Origin of the sequence: Streptomyces zagrosensis (assembly GCF_014203645.1) — a bacterium.
Classification (GTDB): Bacteria; Actinomycetota; Actinomycetes; order Streptomycetales; family Streptomycetaceae; genus Streptomyces; species Streptomyces zagrosensis.
In genome coordinates this window covers 1-19,003 of record NZ_JACHJL010000024.1, presented here as the reverse complement: position 1 = coordinate 19,003, position 19,003 = coordinate 1, and the positions used below count along the sequence as shown (strand labels likewise).

17 protein-coding genes and 1 pseudogene are annotated in these 19,003 nt (G+C 66.3%); 11 read left to right on the top strand and 7 right to left on the bottom strand.

Features of this window, described 5'->3' with window-relative positions; all coding sequences use genetic code 11:
• Positions 1–36 precede the first annotated feature (36 nt).
• The gene (locus tag FHS42_RS31320) at positions 37–408 is read left to right on the top strand and encodes a hypothetical protein (RefSeq protein ID WP_246495676.1); all 372 of its coding nucleotides are present in this window, start codon (positions 37–39) and stop codon (positions 406–408) included.
• 255 nt (positions 409–663) lie between these two features.
• Here the strand turns inward: FHS42_RS31320 and FHS42_RS31315 are convergent, their stop codons facing one another.
• From FHS42_RS31315 to FHS42_RS31305, 3 genes are all read right to left on the bottom strand, one after another.
• Positions 664–1,530, bottom strand: coding sequence for an SPDY domain-containing protein (locus tag FHS42_RS31315; protein WP_184578802.1), 867 nt, complete (start codon positions 1,528–1,530; stop codon positions 664–666).
• A 210-nt stretch (positions 1,531–1,740) separates the two neighbouring features.
• Positions 1,741–2,151: an NUDIX hydrolase gene (locus FHS42_RS31310; protein WP_184578606.1), complete on the bottom strand. Its 411-nt coding sequence runs from the start codon at positions 2,149–2,151 to the stop codon at positions 1,741–1,743.
• A gap of 2 nt (positions 2,152–2,153) precedes the next feature.
• Positions 2,154–2,807: an NUDIX hydrolase gene (locus FHS42_RS31305; protein WP_184578604.1), complete on the bottom strand. Its 654-nt coding sequence runs from the start codon at positions 2,805–2,807 to the stop codon at positions 2,154–2,156.
• Between the two features lie 405 nt (positions 2,808–3,212).
• Here FHS42_RS31305 and FHS42_RS31300 point away from each other — a divergent pair, with 405 nt between their 5' ends.
• From FHS42_RS31300 to FHS42_RS31265, 8 genes are all read left to right on the top strand, one after another.
• Positions 3,213–3,722, top strand: coding sequence for a nucleoside-diphosphate kinase (locus FHS42_RS31300; RefSeq protein ID WP_184578601.1), 510 nt, complete (start codon positions 3,213–3,215; stop codon positions 3,720–3,722).
• A gap of 80 nt (positions 3,723–3,802) precedes the next feature.
• On the top strand, positions 3,803–4,102 hold the full coding sequence (locus FHS42_RS31295) for a hypothetical protein (protein WP_184578598.1): 300 nt from the start codon (positions 3,803–3,805) through the stop codon (positions 4,100–4,102).
• Between the two features lie 156 nt (positions 4,103–4,258).
• Positions 4,259–4,843, top strand: a complete 585-nt coding sequence (locus FHS42_RS31290) for a CYTH domain-containing protein (RefSeq protein WP_184578595.1) — start codon at positions 4,259–4,261, stop codon at positions 4,841–4,843.
• A 40-nt stretch (positions 4,844–4,883) separates the two neighbouring features.
• The gene (locus FHS42_RS31285) at positions 4,884–5,639 is read left to right on the top strand and encodes a hypothetical protein (protein WP_184578593.1); all 756 of its coding nucleotides are present in this window, start codon (positions 4,884–4,886) and stop codon (positions 5,637–5,639) included.
• 2 nt (positions 5,640–5,641) lie between these two features.
• Positions 5,642–7,042 carry a hypothetical protein gene (locus FHS42_RS31280; RefSeq protein WP_184578798.1) on the top strand — a complete coding sequence of 467 codons (1,401 nt, stop codon included), beginning with the start codon at positions 5,642–5,644 and terminating at the stop codon, positions 7,040–7,042.
• A gap of 62 nt (positions 7,043–7,104) precedes the next feature.
• Complete coding sequence (locus FHS42_RS31275; RefSeq protein ID WP_184578590.1) at positions 7,105–7,842, top strand: class I SAM-dependent methyltransferase; 738 nt, start codon at positions 7,105–7,107, stop codon at positions 7,840–7,842.
• A gap of 112 nt (positions 7,843–7,954) precedes the next feature.
• Positions 7,955–8,482 (top strand): ATP-binding protein, encoded by a 528-nt coding sequence (locus tag FHS42_RS31270; protein ID WP_184578587.1) that lies wholly within the window; start codon positions 7,955–7,957, stop codon positions 8,480–8,482.
• Between the two features lie 124 nt (positions 8,483–8,606).
• A complete protein-coding gene (locus tag FHS42_RS31265; protein WP_184578584.1) occupies positions 8,607–8,804 on the top strand; it encodes a hypothetical protein in 198 nt (65 codons plus the stop codon).
• 559 nt (positions 8,805–9,363) lie between these two features.
• Here FHS42_RS31265 and FHS42_RS31260 read toward each other — a convergent pair.
• Genes FHS42_RS31260 through FHS42_RS31245 form a run of 4 tightly spaced genes read right to left on the bottom strand, consistent with a single transcriptional unit; the run spans position 9,364 to position 18,128 of the window.
• On the bottom strand, positions 9,364–12,213 hold the full coding sequence (locus FHS42_RS31260) for an RNaseH domain-containing protein (RefSeq protein WP_184578581.1): 2,850 nt from the start codon (positions 12,211–12,213) through the stop codon (positions 9,364–9,366).
• A 24-nt stretch (positions 12,214–12,237) separates the two neighbouring features.
• Positions 12,238–15,567, bottom strand: coding sequence for a hypothetical protein (locus tag FHS42_RS31255; RefSeq protein WP_184578579.1), 3,330 nt, complete (start codon positions 15,565–15,567; stop codon positions 12,238–12,240).
• Positions 15,564–16,808, bottom strand: a complete 1,245-nt coding sequence (locus FHS42_RS31250; RefSeq protein WP_184578576.1) for a restriction endonuclease-related protein — start codon at positions 16,806–16,808, stop codon at positions 15,564–15,566. The genes FHS42_RS31255 and FHS42_RS31250 overlap by 4 nt, the downstream gene beginning before the upstream one ends.
• A gap of 60 nt (positions 16,809–16,868) precedes the next feature.
• Positions 16,869–18,128: a helix-turn-helix domain-containing protein gene (locus FHS42_RS31245; RefSeq protein WP_184578573.1), complete on the bottom strand. Its 1,260-nt coding sequence runs from the start codon at positions 18,126–18,128 to the stop codon at positions 16,869–16,871.
• Between the two features lie 211 nt (positions 18,129–18,339).
• Between FHS42_RS31245 and FHS42_RS31240 the strand changes: the two genes are divergently transcribed.
• Both FHS42_RS31240 and FHS42_RS31235 read left to right on the top strand, forming a co-directional pair.
• Complete coding sequence (locus FHS42_RS31240) at positions 18,340–18,492, top strand: hypothetical protein (protein WP_184578568.1); 153 nt, start codon at positions 18,340–18,342, stop codon at positions 18,490–18,492.
• Positions 18,467–18,913, top strand: a pseudogene (locus tag FHS42_RS31235) (BUD32 family EKC/KEOPS complex subunit); the annotation flags it as partial. The gene FHS42_RS31240 and the pseudogene FHS42_RS31235, both read left to right, overlap by 26 nt.
• Positions 18,914–19,003 lie beyond the last annotated feature (90 nt).

Below are 19,003 nucleotides of genomic sequence, written 5' to 3'. Positions count from 1 at the left end.
TTCCCCAACCAACCCCACGAGGAGCAACACACCCGCATGACCACACCCTCATCCCGACCCGACATCATTGCCCTCCTCGCCGACGCGGACTTCAAGTACCGAGCCGACACCAGCACATGGAGCCATCGCGACGGACGCCCGTTCAGCAAGGAGGAACAGGCTCGCGTTCTCACGGCGACTCGCGACGATTTTGAGGCGCAGTTCGAGCGCTTCGTGGAGTACCGGCAGGAATGTGCTGACGCCCCGGAAGCTCTGCAGCGCTTCCTTGCCCCGTTCATGCAGCAGCTCACTGTGAAGAATCTCGGCAACGCCCACGAGATCATGAGCGAAGGCGACCGCACCGAGTTCAATCGCCTGCTCGGCCTAATAGCCGAACCGCCGCGTCCCTTCACCGCCAACACCTTCTGACGAAGGGACGCGTTGCTGCTTCACCAGAGCAAGACATGGGCATGGCCGGAGCGCTTCCCGGCCTCGGCGATCAGAGCCAGGAAAGATCAAATAGGCACCGTCTCTCAGCGGTGCCAACAAGCTGGACACAGCATCCAGCACTGACACACGCCCGCCGCCTCGGCCGCACCCCTGCTGCATGCAAAAGCTGCCAGAGCAGTGTGAAGCCGGGCCTCCCGTTCGGGAGGCCCGGCTTCGTAGCGCAGGGGGCATTGCTCAGCTGGCGGGAGCACGCAGGAGCCGGTCCCGCGTGCTCTCCGGCAACACCCGGCGTAGCACCGGTGCGGTGGAACTGAGCGAGGAGGCGAACGCCGCGACAAGGCTGTGCGGCACTCTGGCGCTAAACGACGCGGCCCACAGGTATGAGGCGCCCACGCCAAGCTCAGCCCACGCCTGCCAGCCCATCACCGCCGACGATTTCGCCTCGGCGGTCAGAGCGCGGGGGTCGGAGTCCTGGATGGGAGGCGGCACCTCGCCGAGGCCGAGGCGGGAAGTGAAGGTGGGGTGCATCGCTGCCGCATGGGGTTGATCGGCGTCACGGAGCCAACCATGCGCAGTGACGGCATCGAGCACCGCCTCGGGACCGGCGGACATCGCGCCGGGCTGGCCGCATGCGTCGAGCGCCAAGAGGAAGTCGCCGACGACTTCACCCGGGACGTCGCGGGTGAAGTAGGCGGACCAGTCCGCGAGCGGACTGCTCGCATCCGAGCGGGCGGACACCTGCCACGCGACCGGCAGGTCACCGAGGTGGAACGGCTCGTCCGGCAACACCCACTGAGCCCATCGCAGGGTGTCGGGGCTGATGTGCAGGACGGTGCTGCGTAGGACCTGACGGTCCTCCGGTGCCTCGTTGGGCTCCTGCCGTCCGCGGCCGATCATGAGGCTGGTCCAGCCTAGGCCGGCGAGCGTGTCAGCGACGACGTCGTAGAGACGTCCGTCGTCTCCGGCCAGGTGCCGGGGACCGACCCAGTACGCAGGCAGGGCACCCTGGTTCGGGTTCGACGGGTCGAGCAGAGGTTCGGGGTACAGGGCGCCTCCCTGGACTCGGGGAAGGGTGCTCGACTGGGTGTCGTACGTTGACATGCCTTGCCGCAGCGCACCAGTCATTTCAGCTGATTCCCTGTCTGCCGATGGCGAGCTGGCGAAAAGACCGACAGATTTACCCGTAGGCCCCGAACAAGCTCCCGAGCAGCGAGAACTGGACGCCACTCGCCAGCGCGCCTCGGTATTGATCACCTGCACTCAGCACTCCGGCTAGCTACCCCGCCCGCCGTTCCATGACGGGTCGCTCCGCTATCTCAGAGCAGCGTCCAAGTGCTGCTGCACCGGCTCGTAGAGCCCGTACGGAACGTAGTTGGGGATGTCGGCGTGCGCCACCCACGCAAGTTCGTCGAGCTCGTCGGTGTCCGCGACGTAGGCCGTACCGCCGACGACCTCACAGGCCGTGTACGACATGAGCCGACCCGTCTTCGGGTGAACCCGTTCGCCAAGGAGCTTGACCGAAGCCACATCCAAGCCGGTCTCCTCTTTTGTCTCGCGCACGGCTGCGTCCTCGCGCGCCTCGCCGGGCTCGACCTCGCCTGCCGGGAACTGCCAGGAGAGCTGACCCTCGCTGACGCGGCGTCGAACCATGAGCACACGGCTTTCGTGAACGACGATCGCCGCGGCGATGCCCGGTCGCTCATCTGCGTTCTGCTGCGACATGTCTACTCCTCCAGCACGGCGAGAATGGGCGGGAAGATCGTATCGGTGGGGATGAAGCGGGGCACTGCGTTTCTGGGGACCCACATCACGTCGATGTTCTCGACGGTGTCGGTGTTCTTGGCCTCACCCGCGAGGTACTCGCAGAGGAAGTACTCGCACAGCACGCCGGTCAACGGATGGAGGCGGTTGCCGAGGTGCTGCCGTACGGCGCAGTGGACGCCGGTTTCGTCGAGTGTCTCCCGCACCGTGGTGGTCTCCGCCTTGCCGCCGGGCTTGATCACACCGGCGGGGAACTGCCAGGTGATGCCAGTCGCTTCGTCGTCGCGTCGGCAGACCAACAGCACCTTGTCGTCCCGGACGACCACGGCGATGGCAACGCGGAGCGCTTGGGCGCCGGCCGCAGGCGTTGCCTGCGGGGCCCGCTCCGTGGCGACCAAGAGCGCGAAGCGCTGTCGCGCGGCCTCCGGGGCCTGCTCGTGGACGGTGTCGAGGAGCTGCTGCATCTCCCGGCGGGGTACGACAGCCGCGTCGGAATGCCAGGTGGCGACAGTCCGCACGGCGATGCCCAGGCGGGCGGCGAACTGTTCGTTGGTGAGGCGCAGCGCGGATTGCAGCAGGCAGGCGTAGCGGCCGCTCCATACCTCGATCACGTCCACGAGGCTGCCTCTCCGTCGTCGCTCGCGGTGCAGGAACCTGCGCTTCGAATGTGCACTCCCATTGCACTGGCGCTACATGGTGGTGCGGGTGGAGCTCGGGAAGAATTGGAGTCACCAGGCAAGGACTCGCCCGGTGAACTACTCAGCACCCGGGAGTCCAACGAGTGGTGCGAGAGCGCCAAGCGACCGCGGAGGAGATCTTAGCTGCGCTGCCTCAACAGTAAGTAGATGTGGGCAAGTTGGCTCATTCCTTCCCCTTCCTCGCTGGTCGATTCACCGCCAGCAGCATTAGCCCTTCTGGGGCATCGCCCGTACGAACGAACCGCCCTGTCAGCGCCGGTAACCTCAGCAGATGACGGCTGAGAACCCGTCATATCCGGTTGCTAGCAAGGCGAAAGGGAGTCAATGCCCCAGGATCAGGCACACACCGTCGAGCGCACGCTCGTCCTGCTCAAGCCCGATGCGCTGGCGCGTGGCCTGGCAGGAAGGGTCATCACGCGATTCGAGGACGCAGCGCTGAAGATCGTCGGCACGAAAATGAAGCTGATGGACGAGGAGTTCACCCGCCGGCACTACTTCGACCTTGAGGAGCGGCTGGGTTCGGAGGTCTACAACGTCACGTCGACGTTCATGCAGCAGGGTCCGGTCATCGCCCTGGTGCTGGAGGGGTTCGACGCCATCGCCACCGTCCGGAAGATCGTGGGCAGCACGTACCCGAACCAGGCTCCGGCTGGCACCGTACGCGGCGACCTCTCGCACTACAGCTCTGCCGCCAGCATCACGACGGGCAAGGCGGTCGCGAACCTCGTCCACGCCTCCGGCAACGCCGAGGAGGCCAAGCAGGAGGTGGAACTGTGGTTCGACAAGGACGAGCTGCAGGACTACAAGACGCTGGCCGAGATCTACACCTACTAGAGGCGAGTCACGGCGTCACCGTGGGGACGCTGACGCGTTGATCACCACTGGGGCACGACCGTCCGACCTGAGAGGGCACCATGACCAACCAGACCCGCACGGCCTCCGCCGATGAACTGGAGTCGATCTTCCAGCGCGAGCTGGTGACCGATCGGTGGGCAGCCACCGAGACCGCGTACGCCCTGGCGGTGCGGTACCGCGATCTGGGTGACTGGCCCAGGTCGCGCGAATGGGTCCAGCAGTGCCTCCGCCTCCTGGAAGGCTTCCCCAGCGACACAGAGGAACAGGTCGCCACCAGCCGCACCTCGGTGGGCGGCGTCTCGCTTCCGACCTACCTGCACTCGGGCGTCGTCCAGGACCGCTTCGGCGACCTCGGGTGACACCGCAGATGCCCATCGGGTGATGTGGTCGGCCCTTGGGCCGGCCGCATCACCCCGCCCCAGATCGTCAATTCCACATCGCACCCCCACCGGACAGGCCCCCCTGCGGCAAGTCCGGGCGGCTTCGCCATGCCTGAATCGAGGAGACAGCACCCCATGGCCATCGAGATCGAGATGCGCGCCCGCTTCACCAAGGAAGCCCACGACCAGCTGGTTACCCGTCTGAAGGCAGACGGCGCGGACCTGGGTAAGGATGACAAGCACATCTACTTCTACGTGCTCCCCGACCAGCTCCTGAAAGTCACCGACAACACGGCCGCCGGGACCGCCAAGATCACGCTCAAGGGAAGCAAGATCGGTCAGGGAACGGCCTTCGCGGAGACCGAGTTCGCCATCGCCCCCGCCGACGTCCCTGCTGCGGTGAAGGTGTTCAACGCCATCGGCTTCGAGACGACCATGCACGAGGCGTTCAACTTCCGTCACAACTTCCTCTTCGGCGGCGTCGAGATCGCGGTCAAGTGGAGCGAGGCATGGGGGTATCACGCCGAGTTCGAGGTCCTGCTCGACGACAGTGCCTCGGACGCCGACCGCGCCGAGGCAACCGCGAAGATCACCGACGTCGCAGCCGAGTTGGGCGTGACCTTGATGACCGAGCCTGAGCTGGCCGACTTCACCGCGGCCTTCGAAGCCGCGGAGAAGGCGCGCAAGGAGCGCGAGCAGCAGGCCGCACCCATCCGGTAGAGCAACGCCATCGCGGAGACCACCAAGGGGGTGGGCACAGATGAGTACGGCCCCAAGTCTGATCGAGCTGGCTGCCCATGGCCAGCTACCGCTCCACCAGTACGTCGATCACACCACCGTCGCGTGGATCGTGGAGAACCAGCCCGCCCTCCCGCCGACATCACCCCGGGCCCTGCGCCCGTCGTCGCAGCACCTCATCAAGCGCACCGAGATCCCGACCGCCTGGATGCTCGACACCCGTCTGTACACGTCGATCCACGGCGTCCGGCACGCCATGCGCACGGCCGCGCTAGCCGCTGTCCTTGCCGAGGCGAACGGCCTGGACGACGTCGACACCGCCACCGCGATCCTCGCCGCCGCCACCCACGACTGCCAGCGCCGCCACGACAAGGGCGACCAGGGCCACGGCGACCGTGCGGCCATCTGGCTCGCCGCGAACGCCGACACCGTCTGGGGGCACTTCGGCATTACCGCCACGCCCCGACGTGTCGTGCAGGCCGCCAGCGCCGTCCGGCTGCACGACGTCCCGTACACCGCCTTCACCGCCGACGACCGCAGTGACTACTCGCGCGCAGAGCACATCGTCGACGTGGTCAAGGCCGCCGACGCCCTCGACCGCTATCGCCTGCCGAAACTCACGTGGTGGCCGGACGTCCGACACGTACGCCAGCCAGCACTCGATGAGTTCCGCAGCCTCGCCTTCGATCTCGTGGTCATCTCAGAGAAGGCCCAACTCGCCGGCGCCCGCAGCCCCGAGGCCGTTCGGTTCGCCCTGGCAGAGAAGGGCCTGGTGTGACCGTGGACTTCCTCGATTCCTACCACCTGTGGGCCGACGCGCACGCCTTCTACGACTCCACCTTGATCCCCGGCTCCGCCGGCCTCAATGACCCACTTGCCGCGCAGACCGTGGCCTGGGACCAGCGCCTGGCCGAGGAGACGCCGAACGGCAGGCTGCTTCGCCACAACACTCTCTTCGACGCGCTGAACGGCAGCGGCAAGCTGCACCTGCTCCACGTCACCCACGCCCTGGAGGAGATCAGTGAGCAGGGAGTCCTCTACCCCTCGGGCGGCTGCCTCGTCGGCAGCATCTACTGCGCGCCGCTCACCGCGACCGCCCAGGGCCTGCGCATGCACAACCTTGCCTCCTACATCCTGACGAAGGAAGCGCCAGCCTTCCTGTCCAAACTCGGCCTCACCGACCGCACCCCGACCCCGCTGATCTTCGAGATCGACATTCCCCCGCAGGCATATCGAGGGCTCGCCGGCATCGACTACCTCCGACTGGGCCAGATCCACCTGCAGATCTACAGTCATCTCGAATACCTACTCAGCAAGAGCGAGCGCCACCGCCTTGAGGAAACGGTCGTCGGCCGCGTGAAGAACTCAGCGGCCTTCCTCGCCACAGCCTCCGCCGTGGCCTACCAAGGCGCACACGTCGAAGCCGAGCTGTTCCTCCGGCAGCTCGACGAGACCATCCCGCGCCTCCCGATCCTGGGCTACGTGTACTTCGAGGCGATCGCGGAGTACCTGATGCTCCACTCGACCTCCCGGCACACCCGCCGCCTCGCCGAACTCGGGGAACTGAACAACTGGCTATACAAGGAGATGCTGTTCGCCTCCTTCCCCACCATGGCCGGCAAGTTCGACCTCGCGAAGTTCCGCCCCCGCCCCGACCAGCTCGCCGCGCTCCTGCAGCGGGTGGACGCCACCATCGACGTAGTCGACGCGAGCACCTACCTCGTCGAGCGGATCAGCCACCTCGTCGCCGCCCGTCTCTTCACCCCTGGCGAGATCCCCGAAGCCTGGCACCACACCCGCTGGGAGTTCGACGCGCTCGCCACCCAGCTCGGACCGCTCCTGGGCCACCTCATCCACCGGGAACTGCGCACGTTCGGCCGCTACCCCGACTTCTACTTCTACTTCTACTTCGACCAGTACAAGGCCCTGCAAGCCTGGAACTACTGGAACCACATGGACATCATCGCGCCGTTCAACGGCACGATGCCCAAGGGTGAGATCGGGATCAACCCCGCCTACCCAAACCTCGACTACCGCGTTTGGCGTGCCGAGCAGGACGACGCCGGTCACCTCCACCCGGCCGAGGAACTCTCGCTGACCATCGCGCCACGGCTGGTCGACATCAAGTACACCCTCATGCGCAACAACCAGTGGACCGCCGCCGCGCCCAGCGCCGCGTGACCTCTCCCGCATAGCCCGCGGTTCGCCTTCCCCGCAACATCCTCCATGACTAGGAGCCCGTCATGCATCGCTTCGGCATGCCCTCAATCGACCTCCTCGGCGACCAGATCGCCTCCCTGCTTGACGATCCCGCCACTACCCACGGCCTGGCCCGCAGCCTCCGCGCTGCCATCCGGGAGATCGAGCTCCACCGCTACCATCACGCCGGCCAGCGCGCCTGGCCCGCCGGACGCATCGACGAGAAGCCCCCCAAGGTGCAGATCGGCGGCGGGGCCCACAGCATCGACGGCTTCTTCAACATCGACGCTGTCCCGCCCGCCGACCTGCTCTGGGATGTCCGCGAAGGTATACCCCTCCATGAGGGCACCGTCCAGACGCTCTTCTCCGAGCACTTCATGGAGCACATCGACTACCCGCGCTCCGTCAAGCACTACGTGGCCGAAGCCCACCGCGTACTCGAGTCTGGAGGCCAGATCATCACCGGAGTGCCCGACGCCGCCTTCGCCCTCAGCCAGTACCCCGGCCCCCTCGACCGCTCCACCGAGACGATCGACCGCTGGTACGCCAAGCGCGACTGCCTCGGCGACATCAACACCCAGCTCGACCTCGTCAACCTCGTCTTCCGGGACCAGGACGACGACCCCAACTACACCGCGCACCTGTGGGCCTACGACCACGAGAAGCTCGTCCAGCTCTTCACCGAGGCCGGCTTCACCGCCGTCGAACCCTGGACATTCGACTCCTCCATGGCCAACCCGAAGCGCCGCTGGGGCAGCGTCTACGTCATCGCGACGAAGTAGCGCCACCCGGCGGCGGGCGGGCCCCGGACGGCCAGTCCCCCGTCTGCCCTCCGGGGTCCGCCCTCCTCACCACGGTGCCCGCACCCGGCCACCCTCAGAGGGAGCCATCCACGTGAACCAGCACCACCCGCTTTTCAGCGACCTGACTCTCGCGGCCACGCCCAACGCCGTCTCCTGGGCCCGACGGCACACCGTCGACGTACTACGAACCTGGCGATTCCCCGACGAAGGCATCGAGGTCGCTCGCCTCCTCGCCTCGGAACTCACCACCAATGCCGTCTGTCACGCTCACCCCGAACGGACAGCATCCGACGACGAGAGCTCCCCGACATTCCGTACGATCCTGCTCAGGCTCTGGTCCACCAACGAAAGCGTCGTACTCGTCGTCGGCGACAGCGACCCACGCCCGCCGACACGGCGCTCCGCTGACGAAGATTCCACCGGGGGCCGCGGCCTGATCCTCACCGCGGCAATGGCCCGGCGCTGGGGTTACTACCACCTCAGGCCCTACCCCGGGAAGTTCGTCTGGGCCGAGGTACCCGCCGGTCCCAGCCCCGCACTTCGTGATTCAGGCACCGACAGCGCGGAAATCCCTCAGCTTGTGATGGGCCGAACCCTGATGGGTCTGCGCGAGCTCTAGGTTCCCGACACCGCAGTGCGTCCCTGATCGGCAAGGCCAATCCGATGTTGGCGGCCGGCGCCCGGTCAGGCCAGCTTCCCCCTGCAGACGGAGAACTGCGACGAGACCGCCGGAAGCGGGGCACATGCTCCTGTACGCCCCAGCCGCGCTGCAGCAGATGATCGCCGAAGCCATCGAGGTGGGATACGCGACGGCCCTGCGTGAGGTCCAGAACGGCGACTTTGACGACAAGCTGCGGGAGTGGCATCCCACCCTCTTCGAGGAGTTAGTCGGGCGGAAGACGTGTCGCTTGGACCTGCGGGTTCCCCGTGATGTCGCATGAATCCCGGTGATCTGCTCGGTCAGCGTGGAGATATGCCCGAAAACGCCATCTAGACAGTCTCGTTGATATCCTACTCAGCATCACCACCGAATGGATGCTGTTGGTGATCTTCGCTCGGTTTGGTGAAACCACGCCAACATGCTGTCCGTGCTGGCGGTCGGTGTGCTGCTTGGCGAGCGGGGTAGTTCTGCCAGTCGGATGGTTCCGCCGCTGACCGCGAAGATGGCCCGGGCGAGCAATCGTGAAGCCAGCCCGCCGCACTGCTTCACCCCGCACTACGAACATCACCAACAGCATCCCGAATGTGAGACAGAGCCACGTTTTACAGTCCCGGACGTGGCCGAGCCGCCGATTTGAGCGGCCAGCAAGGTCTGCAGCATCCGGTGATGGGCCTCGCGATTTTGCAGATCAGCTGGTCCGAGGCTGCGGATCCAGATCACGAGCGCCGCATAAGTGAAGGCCGGCGAGGTAGTACAGGTATGCCGGGACGAGCAAGTCGCGGTTCCGCATGTGGGGGTGGTGTTGCGGAACTCGGTGAAGCCGCCCCCTACAAGCCCTATTACCTCTGCTCCTCGGTTCCCTCGGCAGTAACGTCCTCGATACCTAGTTCCAGGCTCAGCTTCTCCTCAGGTGCAGCCGTGCGTCGGTACTGCGGGTGGTCGAGATCCATCTGCTTCGCGGCGTGCAGGGGGAGGGGGAATCGGGATCGGCCGTCCCAGAACTGGCTCTGGTGGCAGAGCTTCGCTGTGGTGATGGCGAGGGCCTCCTCGGACACTCCGGCAGCGCAGGCGAGCGGGTAGATTTCGCTGGCCGTCATGGAGTACCAGTTCTGCGGCATCTCCCCCTTGCGGCGGTCCTCCTTCTTGTCCGAGAAGACGGATGCCTTGGCATCCCAACGCGTGTACTTCGAACCCAGCCGACCCGCTCCGTCCCCGTCGAACGCTCGCGGGACGTTGCAAAGGATCCATGCAGGTGCGCCGAAGTCGGTGGTGACCTGGTAGAGCGTGGTCGCCGTGTCCTGCTCCACCGGCTCGCTGTCCTTGGCCTTAACAAAACGGGTGGTGCTCACCGGCTGCGGCACTTCTTCGCTGTCGATGTTGATGCGGATGACGGCCTGCGGCCTGTCATCGCGGCTCAGCGTGGTGCCGGGGAGCCAGTAGCGGCTGTTGCCGTCACCGGGCGAGCCTCCCTGTCGCATGTTCTGCAGCCCGTCCCACATCCGTCGGGAGGCGAGCTCGTCCACGGTGACCACGTACGGAGTACCGTCGAGTTCGTCGGTGAGGTCGGCGAGGGCGCGTTCGACGGTCTCGGCCGCGTCGTCCCAGCGCTGCCGGTAGGTCTTCTTGTCGCCCGTTCCCTCCGGGTAGGCGCTGGCGTGGAAGGCCGGCTGGGCGAAGTGGTAAGGCTGCCACTCGGGCCGGGTAGAGCTCCACCCGAGCATGGTCCAGGTGCCACCGGTGGCTTGCGGAGGCACGAGGGCGGACGCGGTGATGACGACCTTGGGCTGGCCGAACTCCCCCTTGCGCCGGTTCTGCTGCCGTACGTGGATGCCGACGTGGGCGATGCGGTCGACCGGGTAACCCGCCTTCTCCGGCTGTAGGGCGTCCGCAATGCGGTCGTCGAGGATGCCGAGTGACCGGTAGAGGTCAAGAAGGGCCATCTCGGCTGGGTGATCCTTGGCCTTGGGCTTGAAGACGACACCCTTCTCGTCTTGGCCGCGGAGATACTGGCTCGGGACGCCGAGGTCTCCGAAGATGTTCCTGGTCTGCGGCTTGGCGTCGAGATCGTCCAAACTGATCCCCGCAAACTCCTCAGCCACGGCGGACGTGGGAATCTCGGTCTCGCACCATGCCGCGACAAGTACCCCGTTCTGGGAGCGGATCGGTGCGCCGGTGGCTGCCAGTGCGTCCCTGCGTCCGCCGGAGGGGCCAGGCTTGAGGAAGTCGGGGGCGCGGTGGAACTCCGCGACGATCTGGTCGCCGTGCAGACGGAGTTCCTGGCCGTTCTCCCGGTCGAGCCCTTCGGGGTTGAGGTCGAAGCTCTTGCAGAAGGTGTCAAGCATCCGGAGCCGGGTGTCGTCCTGGTACCAGAGGCAGACGATGCGCAGTTTCTTGAAGCCTGCGGCCTCGACTGAGGCGAAGATGGATTCCGGGGTGGGGAACAGGGTGCCGCGCTTGCGGATCGGACCCAGTGTCTTCGGCTCCGGATGTGCCTCGCGCTCAGCCTTGCGGAGGAGGTATTCCGTCTTCGAGATGTTCTCGGGGTCCGTCGGCCGGTGCGGCAGGCTCATCCGTACCTCACGTGCCTCCAGCGGCACGGCGTCGGTGTCGAAGACCGTGGTGAAGTGCTGGTGCAGGAACCGCAGGTGCTGCATGCCGGGACCCGTGCCGACGGGGAAGGAGGAATTCTTCGGCAGGATGGGCCACACCTGGCCGGGGTGCTCGCTGGGGAAGCGGGGCGGCTCCTTTCCCTCCGCTTTTGCCTTTGCCGCCTCGGCGAGCAGCTTCTGCTCCGCCTGCGACCGCTCATCGATAGCGCGCAGGACGGAGTAGTCCATCTCCAGGCGGCCGAGGGCCTGCAGCGCAAGGCGGTTGATGGTGCGAGCACCGCCGCGGCCGTTGAGGGCGACCTCAAGGAGTGGGTGGTTCTCGCCGGGCTGCTCGGCGAGGGCGGTGTTGGAGAAGACCAGGGAGGAGGAGATCCGGGTTACCCGTGATGTCAGCAGCAGTACGGGGTTCGCGACGTTGGGCAGCGTCTTCAGGTTGAGGGCCGTGCGGGAGAGGGCGTAGCGACCGCCCTGCTCGTTCGTCCAGGGGTCGTCGAAGGCGACTAGGCCGCCGGTGGTGTCGGGCCGCAGCTTGACGGTCCGGCTGTCGGAGATGGCCCAGGGCTCGGTGGCAAGCTGCTGCGAGAGCTGCCAGGCAACTGTGCGGTAGAGCCAATTGGGGGCCGTGGGCTGAGCGTTCTTCATGGTCTGGAGGTAGGTGGCTAGCGAGTACGTGTGTTCGGGGGTGTCAGCGAACCGCTTGGCGAGCTCGGGAGGAGCGGTGAGGTCGATGGTGCTGACGTCCTGGCCCAGGGCGAGGTGATACGCGAGGGTGAACACACGGCGAAGCAGCTTGTCGTCGAGAGGTTGGAGGGAGGCGAGGAACGGGGCGCGGCGGTCGGGATCGAAGTACACGTAGCCGCCGCTGGTCATGTTGAGGACTGTGGTGGCGATGGAGTACGGGGCCTGGGCCGAGTCGTTCCTGAACTTCTTCTTGCAGAGCCTGTCGAAGTCATCCCAGAGCTTCCAGGTCGCCTCGTCGAAGTGGCGCACGTGGACTACGGCGTCGCCGACCAGTTCCGGGGTACAGCGGAAGGCGAGGGTGTTCAGGTACTTGCCGGGTTCACGGTCCTGCTGGGTCACGTGTCCTCTTCCGTCTCTGCTCGCTCAGTTGCACGGGAGGCCGGTGTCGTGGGGTTCGATGCCGGCGTAGGAGAGGAAGGCGTTGAGTGCCTCCCCGTACAGGTCGTTCATGCGCTGCCGTACCTGCGGCGTCCATTGGGAGTGGATGCGCTTGAGGACGGTTTCCAGGTCGGCACTCCAGGTGTCCTCGTGGAAGGCGTAGTCGACCATGTGCAGCACGGCTTCGGTACCGCCGCGGCGGGCGCGGCCAGCAAGCTGGATGAGGTCGACAATCATGCCAGCGACGACTTCCTCCTGGAGGGATTTGTGCATTGCCGTGAACTGGGGAGCGGTACGTAGTAGAAGTGCGAGACGGTCCCAGGCGGCGTCCCTGGCCTCAGTCAGGGCTTGCGAGGGTAGCGGGCTGCCGCCCGTCGGCAGGGCTCGCAGTCCGGCGGCGTTGATGCTGCCGTACATCTCGGCGGGGTCGTTGAGCAGGGCGAGGGGGCGCACGCACAGGTAGACGGAGCGGACCGCTGAGCGGGTGCCCTTGACGATGTTGAGTCCTCGGGCGATCAGCGACAACGGCACGACCAGGATCTTCCCGTGCCGGGGGAAGTCCTCGAACTCCTCGGCGGTCAGCCGTACGGCCACGTTCTCTCGGGGTAGCTCGGGGTTGGGGCTGTGGAGGTCTTCGGCCCTGACCGCCAGGCAGAGCCCTCCGTCGTAGCGCCCGGCCCGGGCGATGCCGCGGGCGAGCCAGGCGCACTGCTCGTAGGAGTTGGCGACAACCAGGACGTGTGCCCGGTCCGGGTCCTTGATGGCGGTGCGTTCGAGCTCGCGGTGGATGTACTGGTCGTACAGGTTGCTGCCCAGCTCGATGAGTGCGTCCTTCTTACGGCTGGGGTGGGTGCCAGAGACCTTGATGGGGTCACCGAAGAGAGGGTGGCCCTCGCCGTAGTCGATCCGGTGCTTACGGGCCCGGATGGACTTGGCCTGGGCGTCGGTCATCCACCAGCGCACCGGGGCATGCAGGTGTTCACGTACCGCTTGGGGGAAGTACGCGGTGGCAGACAGCCCGATCACCGGCCGCTCGACGCCGGCCAGGATGAGCGAGACGATGCCGCCCAGTTCGGCGGTGAAGGTGTGCGGGTCGCCGGCGATGGTCTGGGCGACCAGGGCGGCGTTCTTCTCTTTATCGTCGAGACCGGTGACACGGTAGCCGGTGATCGCTCGGCCTAGCATGCCGAGTGGCAGAACGGAGGCGACGGCGCCGGACTGCAGGTCCTTCGAGATCCTCTGGGCCGAGCGCAGGCCGGAGGAGCGGTAGTCGTGGGCCTTTTCTTGGAGAGCCGAGAGCGCCTCGTCCAGCTCGATCATTGCGGTTCTGGTGACCAGCAGGTTGATCGCCTGTGTCCGCTGGTGAGGGTCCTTGACGGCGTCCGCGAGGAGTCGGTGGAGTTCGAGCTTGACTGCATCCAGCAGGTGTTCGCCACGGGGCGCCACCAGTGCGCTGAGCTCGCTCCTGACCTCGTGCCAGTCGGGTTCAAGCAGGCTCGGCTGCCCGCTGAGCGGGTCGAGGCGTTGGTAGCGGGCGGGCATGAGCGCGTTGAGCCGCTGGAAGTACTCGACGGGGATGTCTGCCCTGTCCTCCGCTGCGGTTTCCGGCCACAGCAGCCGCAGGAGAGTGCGGTCCCGTCCGCGGGCTAGGTGCCAGCGGGTGCTGGTCTGGTCGGGGATGCGTGCCTGGGCGCGGTCGTCCTCGGTGGCGTGGAGGCTGAGAGCGTTCTTGCAGATGCTCAGCAGCAGGAACTCGGCCATGAGCCGGACATGGCTGACGGCAGGTAGCAAGCTGTGCTCGTCGTCGATGCGCAGCCGCTTGGCGTCGGTGTCCATCTCCTGGGGCGCTGCCGACCAGTGTCGCCGTGAGTGCAAGACGATCTCACTGGCACACTTGTCTACGGCTCGGGACTGGAACTGGTCGACTTCGTCGATCGCCACCGCGTGGCAGGTCCGCAAGGCGAACTCGGCTGCGGTCATGCTGCGAACGGGTCGGCCGTCCAGGTTGATGCCGATCTTCAGGTGGCCTTGCATGAAGACGTAGTGGTTCATGATGACGACGTTGGCGGTGGCCGCCTCGTAGACGGGGGTGTACTTTCCGCAGGTGGGGATCCAGGGGCAGGCTGCCGACCCAACGCCCTGTCGGTGCAGCGACAGGCACGGTTCGCGTCCGGGCGGGTAGTCGCCGGTGGATTCGAGGAACGTCCTCTGGGCACATCCGTATGCCAGGGGATCGACGTCGCGTTCGGCTCGTTCGCCCCACTCGCCCGGCGCGTCCACAGACTCGTTGATCAGCGAGGCGAGCTTGAGAGCGCGGTCGTGCATCCCGGAGGACGACATCAGGTGCGCGCACGTACGCTTCTGCTCGATGATCCCGGAACGGTGCAGGTGATCCAGGTCTTCGCGCACATTCCAGGTCATGGCCAGACATGCCTTGATATCCGGCAGGACGATGGCGATGCGCAGGTCATTGGCAGCGAACCAGGCACCCATCACGCGGACCAGGACACTCTTGCCGGTACCGGTGGGTGCGTTGAAGATCTCCATGCCGCCGGCAGTCAGCGACAGGGCCTCCTCGGGGGACACCGTGTCCGAGGTCTTCAGGACCTTGAACAGCTGCCCGAGAGTGCTGTGCAGGTAGCGTTTGCCCTCCGGGAAGCGTAGGTCGATCTCTTCTGCCAAGCGCAGCAGTTCCGGCGTGGGGATACGCAAGTCGGCCTGGTACGGCACGGTCGAGACGCTGGGCAGACGGTCGTGGCCGAGCGCCTCGGTGAACTGGGGGTAGGTGGGGATCTGCAGCCGCCCGTGGACCTGGCCCACATTCTTGACGAAGATCTCCCGGGTAAGCCACGTCCCCGGTCCGGCGAACTCCGGAGGCTTGGGGCGGGCACTGGGGCGTCGGAACCGGCTGGTCATGCGGTCGACGTAGCCCAAAGGATCACCGCCGAGCCTGGGGAACGCGGAATCCGCCGTGAAGGGATCAGTGCCCACGAGCTCGAAGGGGCCCATCACCGGGACGCTGCTGGTTCCGTCCGCGGTGAGCGGCGACAACAGGGTGCGCGCCGCTACCGAGAATGTGCGGACGTCGGCGAGTTCGCCGGGGGCGATGGAGCAGACCATGGCGATGCGCTGCCTCTCGTCGTGAGGCAGTTCCTTCCACCGGTCCCAAGCCCGGTATTTCCCCGAGACCAGGGATGCCGCCTCGGCGAACGGGGCCGCAGTGCGGGAGTCTCCGTCGACAGACTTGGGAAAGTAGTGGGCCGCGAGGGCCAGCGCCGTGTAGACGGCGGTCTCTGCGATCGGCACATCACTCATGTCCAGCTCACCCCAGCCTTCTCGCAGACCATCTCGCCGAATTCGGAGGCCGCCGCCACCCGCATGCTGTACTTTTCGCACACCCCCGACAGCAGCGGCACCTGGCGGGCCCGGTAGTCGGGCACCACCAGCCACTCGGCACCGCCGCGGTCGCCGTCCTGCGCATGGATCAGCTTGGCCAGCGTCGCCGCTGAGGTGTAGTCCTTCACGTCAACCTTGAACGGCACCTTCTTGGCCCGCTTGGGCCCGGCCTCGACCAGCAGGTCGTAAGCATCGAGTCCTGGCCACAGCTTCACTTTGAGGCCGCGATCGACCAGCCGGTCGTACAGCGAGAGTTCAGGAAGTCCGGGAACGGTCGTGTACCGCCAAATCCCCCGGCTGACGGCCTTGTGCCCAGCGACGGGCACAGCCAGCGGGATGTCCCCGAGGTCCGGATACAGGACTGCCTCACGGCCACTCGGTCGGGCCGGCGACGGTTCAGTAAGCAACTCGGGGGCGCTGGTATTCATGGTCGGCCGAAACAGGTAGGAGGCCCCCATGTCCGCGTGCGGAGCGTGCCAGCAACGGACTGCTCCTACCAGAGCGCCGCTGTTCTTCCGTAGGACGATCCGCATCGGCCACCGGCATACCGGGCACGGGAACCACCAGCCCTCGAACTGCGAGTTGTAGGGAATCTCCCGGTAGAAGTCCGCGACCAACGGGGGCAACCGTAGTTCGCAGAGGTCGTCCACGGCACCGGAGGGGGAACGGATCAGGTCCGACCGTCCGGCTTCGTAGACGGCCTGGTCACCCTGCTTGTACAGCAGCGTGAACGCGGTCTCCTGGTCGATCTCCGACTGAAGCTCCCTGTCGCTCACCACCCCCGCGGTCGTGTCGAGCTTCCGCAGCGTGTGCAGCAGCATCTGCTGCTCAAGATCGAGATCGAAGGCGTCCTCCGTAACCTGTCCATCCCGGTCGACGACCAGCATCCCTTCCAAGTCCAGCGGATCCACACCGTCGGGCAGCAGGGCAGCCAAATTCCCTCCAAGCGCGTGGCGGAACTCCCCGAACGACAGAGGAATCCCCGGGCCGCGCGCCGCATGCAGCGTTCCGTGGCACTCCATCAGGGTTGCCAGCCGCTGTTGCGGCTCAAGTCCGGGCTCAGTCACAGCCTTTGCCGCGCGCAGGGCGGCCCGGGTTACCAGATAGCGAACCCGGACATCGCCAAGTTCCTGCGTGCTGTTCTCCGTTGAACTCGTCACAGTCATGGAGCGTAAGTGGCGCCTCTGACAATCGGGCTGCCCAAGGAGAAAAGGCGCGAACTACGGCGCGTTACCCGCGATTGCTTCGAGTTCTGTGGTATTGACACTCGGATAGAGGTCTCGGTAGACGTGCAGGTACTCCGCTACATGGCGTAGGCCGAGATGGGTCAGCCGCCAGCGGTACTCCGAAACGTGTGTCCCTCCCGGTGCCATGACCGGGACGGAGTCCACGAAGCCACGACTCGGTTGTGCTCCGGACCTGCCCCGGTAGCCCACTCCAATGAAGAACAGTGAGCGGCCGGCTAGTTGGTCGTCCTCCAGGCCAGCAGGCTCTGCGGAAGCAACACGGGCAACGACGCCCCATAGCCACTCCGAAAGCAGGTGGGGCGCAGGATCCGGCTCGCGCGGTTCACCAAGCCCCGCACGGGCGGCAGCCCGGCCGCGCCTGGTGATTTCCACCAGCACGCGTCCAACCTCCCCAACAGCCGGGTGGTCAACGGAATCCTCACTGACCACCAACAGCCCCCGCCGCTCTAGAGCGTGCACCGTCGACCCCACACCGGGATCGTGAACGCCACGCTGGCGAAGCCGCTCCTGCAACCGGGTGTATCCGGCAACGGAAGGTGCGGCCCTCAGGGCCAGGGGCAATCGGCGCCACTCAGCGGCCTTGGGCACGGGCAACCGCTGAAGCCGCCGCATCCACATCTCGGTCGCGGTCATCCGGTCGTCCCGCATGACCTCCCCTAGGTAGACCTGCTGACGCTCGTTCAACGAATCCCATGTTGACAGTGCCGCCCTCGAAGGTGCCTGCTTGGCTTTGTCCGACAACACAGGAGCAGGATCTTCCGGCCTGGTGCGCAGCCATGCGTCAAGGACCATGCGTACCGGAACGCCGTACGCCCTGGCCAGGGGACCGATTAGGCGCCCCGTCGCCTCGGGGTCCTGCCAGTGCCGCCCGGTGACCTGTCCCCCGCTCTCCAGCGCGGAGACCTTCGGCGCGGACACGCGCAGCTCCCTCCCCGCAGGCGTGGTCTTGAGTAGTTCGGCGACCCGCCTCAAGGTGAGCCCGGCGGCATACCTGAGATCGATCAGCGTCTCCTGTCCACGCGGGGCACCGGTGAGCGTCTCTACTTTGCATCTGAGCGCGGTCGCCAACTGCTCCAGGCGCGGTGAAGTGGGGGTGTGACGGCCCTCCTCGTAGAAGAAGATCATCCGAGCTGAAACGCCGGCTAGGGCGGCTAGGGCGGCGCGGGAGAGTCCCAGCTCGACACGTCGAGCCACCAGACGTACCGGATCGACTGTGCGCAACGGCGATGGCATGCCTTCTATGGAAGTCGCATGAAGACTTCAGTGCAATGGTGCCGCTCCAACCACAGGGATGACGTCCGCCAGCCGTTCCAGAAATGTGTATCGCGCTACCTACGCAACTGGCAGACGACTGCCATATTCACGACAACTACTGGCCTCGGCCGGCATTCCAAGCAGCCGCAGGCTTCGCCCACTGTTCATCGCCCTGCACCCCGACTCACAAGTGACCGCATCAGCCGTGACCATGGCCTCGGTCGGCTTCGGCGCGAGCCTCGTCCAGCAAGAGCGCTTGGAGTTCCTCAGTCCGGACGGCCCCACCGGCTACGCCCTCGGCCTGCAGTCCTCCGGCTTGGACCGCCCTCGCACCCGGCCGTGAGGGCGCTGTGTTCCAGCGGCTGGACGTTGACAGCATCGCCTACGGCGAATGGGAGCTGGGCACCTGGAACATCCAGCCCTGGCACGAAGGCCCCGACCTCTACGCGCTCTGGGAACCATGCCGGGCCAAGGACTCCACGATCGAGCCGTACGCGAGCGTCGCCCTGTCCTGCGCCCAGTCCCTGGCCCGTCTTCACGCCCAAGGATGGGCCCACGGTGACGTCCAGCCCGCCCACTTCATCATCGGCCCGGACGACACGCACCTGATCGACCTGGCACTGGCACACGGGCAACCCGTGCCCCCGAGCTACGACTTCCCGTACCGCGGATGCCTCGTCCACTACGAGGCGCCAGAGATCTCCCGCAGCGTCCTCGAACGCGGAGTCGCGGAACCGACCCCGGCGGCCGACATCTACGCACTGAGCCTTTTCCATCATCGGTCTGAGCTGGCCAGATGCAGGGCGAGGACGGCCTGGATGAGGGCGGTGATCCGGGTGGTGGAGCACCGGAGT

Bases quoted from the DNA above. Each gene is read 5' to 3' on its own strand.
- FHS42_RS31320 (WP_246495676.1), top strand. From the start codon at position 37: ATGACCACACCCTCATCCCGACCCGACATCATTGCCCTCCTCGCCGAC.
- FHS42_RS31315 (WP_184578802.1), bottom strand. From the start codon at position 1,530: ATGTCAACGTACGACACCCAGTCGAGCACCCTTCCCCGAGTCCAGGGA.
- FHS42_RS31310 (WP_184578606.1), bottom strand. From the start codon at position 2,151: ATGTCGCAGCAGAACGCAGATGAGCGACCGGGCATCGCCGCGGCGATC.
- FHS42_RS31300 (WP_184578601.1), top strand. From the start codon at position 3,213: ATGCCCCAGGATCAGGCACACACCGTCGAGCGCACGCTCGTCCTGCTC.
- FHS42_RS31295 (WP_184578598.1), top strand. From the start codon at position 3,803: ATGACCAACCAGACCCGCACGGCCTCCGCCGATGAACTGGAGTCGATC.
- FHS42_RS31290 (WP_184578595.1), top strand. From the start codon at position 4,259: ATGGCCATCGAGATCGAGATGCGCGCCCGCTTCACCAAGGAAGCCCAC.
- FHS42_RS31285 (WP_184578593.1), top strand. From the start codon at position 4,884: ATGAGTACGGCCCCAAGTCTGATCGAGCTGGCTGCCCATGGCCAGCTA.
- FHS42_RS31275 (WP_184578590.1), top strand. From the start codon at position 7,105: ATGCATCGCTTCGGCATGCCCTCAATCGACCTCCTCGGCGACCAGATC.
- FHS42_RS31265 (WP_184578584.1), top strand. From the start codon at position 8,607: ATGCTCCTGTACGCCCCAGCCGCGCTGCAGCAGATGATCGCCGAAGCC.
- FHS42_RS31255 (WP_184578579.1), bottom strand. From the start codon at position 15,567: ATGAGTGATGTGCCGATCGCAGAGACCGCCGTCTACACGGCGCTGGCC.
- FHS42_RS31245 (WP_184578573.1), bottom strand. From the start codon at position 18,128: ATGCCATCGCCGTTGCGCACAGTCGATCCGGTACGTCTGGTGGCTCGA.